General features: G+C 38.1%; 1 protein-coding gene. It reads left to right on the top strand.

Annotation, left to right across the window (positions count from 1 at the left end):
* Positions 1–17 precede the first annotated feature (17 nt).
* Positions 18–514 (top strand): serine--tRNA ligase (locus MWJ95_RS24380; protein ID WP_481817370.1); only part of this gene is annotated, 497 nt, incomplete at its 3' end.

Genomic DNA, 514 nt, shown 5'->3' with positions numbered 1-514 from the left:
CTACTGGAGGTATGACGATGTTAGATATTAAACGCGTGCGCGACAATTTCGCGGAAATTAAAGAAATGTTATTAACACGTAACGAGGATTTAGGAAACTTAGACGATTTTGAACAATTAGATGCAAAGCGTCGTGAATTGATTGCAAAAACAGAAGAGCTTAAAGCTGAACGCAATAAAGTATCTGAGCAAATTTCTATCATGAAGCGTAATAAAGAAAATGCTGATGAAGTTATTGCTCGTATGCGTCAGGTTGGCGATGAAATTAAAGAGCTAGATGTCCAATTAAATGATGTAGAAGAGCGCTTTAAAGATATGATGATGCGTTTACCCAACATCCCACATGCATCTGTACCAGTTGGCACAACAGAGGACGATAATGTAGAAGAGTATACGTGGGGCGAGATTCCAACATTTGATTTTGATATTAAAGCACACTGGGATATTGCTACGGATTTAAAAATTGTGGACTTTGAACGTGGTGCAAAAGTGACTGGTAGCCGTTTCTTATTCTA

Origin of the sequence: Lysinibacillus sp. Bpr_S20, from assembly GCF_023337835.1 — a bacterium.
Classification (GTDB): Bacteria; Bacillota; Bacilli; order Bacillales_A; family Planococcaceae; genus Lysinibacillus.
The sequence above is the reverse complement of the archived record's forward strand: the minus strand, read 5'-3'. Positions and strand labels throughout refer to the sequence as shown.